Below are 3,948 nucleotides of genomic sequence, written 5' to 3' on the forward strand. Positions count from 1 at the left end.
TTTTTTTTGTGTAGTCCTGTTCTTTTCCGTATCTATCATCTAACAATTTTTCGCCTGCACGATATGCAGCACAAGCAACGGCACTACGTCCATCGCTTCTACTAATCGCTTTGACTGATAAATGATAGATCGACATTCTACTTTTGCTCTTTCTCTTAAATTCGGTTTACCGAATTTTACCAACCTATACAGGTTGGTCAGGGGATTACAAAGGGGATTTTCCCCTTGTCGCACCATTGAGGTTTCCTCAATGGCTAAGTGCGCCCTTCTCTTCGAGACGGGAAAACTTCGCTTCGCTACGTTTTGATATTGCTCGCTTGTTTTTTTGCCATTATGATGATTAATAATTAGTCATCACGGTTTAATAGTATGTCAGATATTCAAGAAAAGAAAGATGCTGTATTTGTAAAACTCTCAAAAGCACAGCAGAAAAAATTATCTATTCAAGAGCAAATAGATTATTTAAAAAAAGAAGCTGAACAAGTTTTATTAGATGCGAAAAAACATCAAAGTAAATTAAAAGAAGAACAAGATAAACTTTTAAAAGTAGTTAAATCTCAAGAACGTAAAGACGATACTCGTAGAAAAATATTATTGGGGTCTTGGGTTCTGAATAAAATAAAACATGATGAATCGTTTAAACATCAGTTATCTGACTTTGAACAGTTCTTAAATACTGAAAACAAAACAGAATCGAATAGACAGAAAGATAAAGATTTATTTAAAGACATTCTTTTTTGAGATGACTATTTTTAATGACCTTTCAATACCAAGACTTGTCCTGGTATTGAGGTCATTGAAAATGGGCATCAATAGGGCTTGTAATTTATTTGATCAAAAAGCGGAGTGACAGACTTAAAGAAATTTTCATCTAATAGCTTTTCAGCAAGACATTTTGCTAAGTCCTCATAAGATTCATTACCGACTGAGTATTCGCTCATTTCATGCAATCTTGAGAGTTTAGAAGCAAGCAAATGACGTTGTGCATCTGTCATTTTGCTAAACAAGTCGATTGTATTCGGATCTCGTTGCTGTGACTTCTGAGCATTTTTAGTCTGTGGCTTTTGCTTGAATCTAAAAGAAAAACCTGTGATTTCACGACCAGTTTTATGCTGCTCATACTTCACAGTAATATCGGTGTGCTCATTAATTTGTTTGAGACTACTATCAAGCACACGTTTCTTAAAGTCTGCTTTCACTTTGTATTCGTGATCTAAGACACCAAGCTTCTTCCTTAAATCTTCATAACTGATAACTGGTGTTTTGCCAGTACTTCGCCAAGCGATGAGCAGCTCATATAAACGAATAGCATAACCGCTAGTTAGTTTAGCGACTTGTTCAAGTTCATAGCTAGTGAAGTGCTCTTCAAGCCGCGTTATTAACGGAATGATTGCTGGGGCAAAGATCAGTTCAACGCATGCAGCATCTTCAATGTATGCAATTTCAGACACCCAACGGCTAGTGACATTCGCTAACCCTTTTGACCGTTTCTCCTGATAGCTGAACTGGCGCACAAATAAGTCTTTAGACGCATTCTTTAAAGCCTGATAAGCACCATTGCGATGTACGCCAAACTGATTGATATAGCTTTCAGCGTGAATAGATAAAGGGTCGTGTGCATTAATGCCTTTACCACTCTCTCTTGCTTCAACGATCGCCAATAGGATTAAGCGTTGCTCTACTAAGTCGAGGTTATAGCTTGCTTCAATTAATACATTGTCTTTCACAACTAATTCTTTCTTCATCAGTAGTTTTCATATTATTAAACTTCATTAAGTGGACGCAATTATTATTGTCTATATGTTGACGCAATTATTATTGTCGCCACATTGGACTAATTCTTATTATATTGACGCAATTTATTTTGTCAATATATGCCAACTAGATGTCCATGTATAGAGAGTTATCTACAAACTAAATGTCCATGTATTGCAAACTAAATGTCCATATATGAAGGCTGAAAGCCTTTGCTATAAAGGCTTTCAGAGGTCTTAAAAGCATTTAAAAGCTTATATTTTATTAAAAGCCCAGAACCCACATGAAAACTGCCCTATGTTTTCGCTTACGCTCAAACTCTATTGCACTCAGACAAGCTGAGTGCTGGGGGCAGTTTTTAGCTAATGCAGTTCATGAAGCAAATGCAGCAAAAGCAAGAATGAATTTGCTTCGCAAACAGTTTCTTTTTCGAGCTTCGCTCGATCTTGATGCAAAGTGCATCAGTTCGCACCCTTCGGGATGCTCTGTACCTCAGTCTTAGCAGCAAAGGGAAGCTTGTAATCAGGGAGGGGAAAGGGCGAACTTTCATTGTGACGCTCGCACTCCGCGAGCTAACTAATTGATTTTATTGTTTAGATAAACTAAAAGCCCGGACTCGGTGAGTCATCTTTTGATATTTCTTTTTGTTTCGGTTTTACAGTGTTTTGAACAGTGTTTTCAGGTTTATTTTGAATATGTTGTTTATTTGCGTTCTCTTGCGCTATACGCTCTTTATTTTCTTTAGCTAGGTCGTTAGACCACTCTTGCACTAAACTTCGATCTAGCGCATCTGAGCGCAATTTAGCGTCATGTTTGCTTTCATCGTCTGATATTTCTGTCAAAACTTGACGATATTCGCCGGTTTCATACATTTTTGCGTCTAAATCTCTCCATCCAAAATCAAGCTCAACTTCTTTTTTGATAAGCCCAAATAAGCTTTTTTCTTCTTTCGTCGCGGTTGGCAGCTCAATATCGTGATCTTGTAATATTTTAGCGTGACGTTCTAACTCTGAATAAATGCGCGCAATTTGTTGTAGATCATCTTTTGCAGATTCTTTGAAAGTCTTATGCTGTGCGTGTTTGAAAGCATTTAAGTCTTTTTCTGAAACAAACCAATCAGGCTGTACTGCATGATTTGAATACACAGCACTGATAAACAGATTGTCATTTTCATAACCGTTCTTTTGCATGTATCTGACTGATTTATCACGCTCTAGCTGCTTATCAGCAATAGCTTTATTTTTGATATTTTCAAAGTGATAGTAGTTTCGAGCATAAGTTTGATACTCATGCTGTAATGCAAGAAATTGATCGTATGCGTAGTCAATCGCTTGTGATTGCTGCATTTGAAGCTGTTCTTCTTGTTGATCTAAGTTTGCAAATTCAGCAAGCAGCTCGCGTTCTTCTGCATCAGTGAGTTGCAGCTCATTTTCTAGTTCTAAAATTTGGTCGTTGATGTATTGCGGAACAATGATCTCTTGATCAAGCCCTTTGATGATCTGTTCATGACGTTCGATAGCGTCTGCATTACGTACTTTGATTTCATCGTTATTCAAACTGATCTCTGTATCAATGCCACGTCTACGCATTGCTGTGACAGCCGGCCCTTCATGTACTGTCGGCTCTAAATAGTCTTTGTTTTGATCTGCGTAACTTCGATGATCGACACGTTCATCGAAGCCTGCTAACGCAAGATGCTTGTTGCATAGATCAGCAAAGTCCGCTCTCCAGTCGCAAACTGTTTCAGTGCCATTGTCGCGACTGAAATCACGATATTTTTTTGCAGAAAACTCACCATTTTCATTGATCGCGCGTGTCGTGAACATGATGTGAGCATGATAGTTTCGTGCATCACTGCCACTTTCCGTATGTGGTGCATGAATTGCAGCATCGACAACGACACCGTACTTCTCAACAAGTTTCTGACATAGCTCGTCTAGCAACTGCTTTCTTTGTTCTGCGTTCAACTCATGCGGAAATGCAATTTCAAATTCACGAGCAAGTACAGCATCTTTGCGACGTTCCACTTTCTCGACGGTATTCCATAAGGTCTGACGGTCTAATAGTTCAGGGTTGGTATTCGGAGGTGCATAAATATTTGTAAATTCGACACCTGTTTTTTTTGTGTAGTCCTGTTCTTTTCCGTATCTATCATCTAACAATTTTTCGCCTGCACGATATGCAGCACAAGCA

General features: G+C 38.3%; 4 protein-coding genes. 1 reads left to right on the forward strand and 3 read right to left on the reverse strand.

The annotated features are described in order from the left end of the window. A partial coding sequence (locus tag HHA42_RS13610) for a MobA/MobL family protein (RefSeq protein ID WP_168526839.1) occupies positions 1-136 on the reverse strand: 136 nt, incomplete at its 3' end. Positions 137-369: 233 nt separating this feature from the next. On the opposite strand from HHA42_RS13610, the gene HHA42_RS13560 reads away from it, so the two are divergent. Then, positions 370-741 (forward strand): hypothetical protein, encoded by a 372-nt coding sequence (locus HHA42_RS13560; RefSeq protein ID WP_228278683.1) that lies wholly within the window; start codon positions 370-372, stop codon positions 739-741. Positions 742-809: 68 nt separating this feature from the next. On the opposite strand, the gene repM is transcribed toward HHA42_RS13560, so the two are convergent. Together repM and mobQ are read right to left on the reverse strand one after the other, a co-directional pair. Next, complete coding sequence (repM, locus tag HHA42_RS13165) at positions 810-1,745, reverse strand: replication initiation protein RepM (protein WP_168382256.1); 936 nt, start codon at positions 1,743-1,745, stop codon at positions 810-812. Between the two features lie 612 nt (positions 1,746-2,357). Then, a partial coding sequence (gene mobQ, locus HHA42_RS13170) for a MobQ family relaxase (protein WP_168526841.1) occupies positions 2,358-3,948 on the reverse strand: 1,591 nt, incomplete at its 5' end.

It is taken from the genome of Acinetobacter sp. A3 (assembly GCF_012371415.1).
Lineage (GTDB): Bacteria > Pseudomonadota > Gammaproteobacteria > Pseudomonadales > Moraxellaceae > Acinetobacter.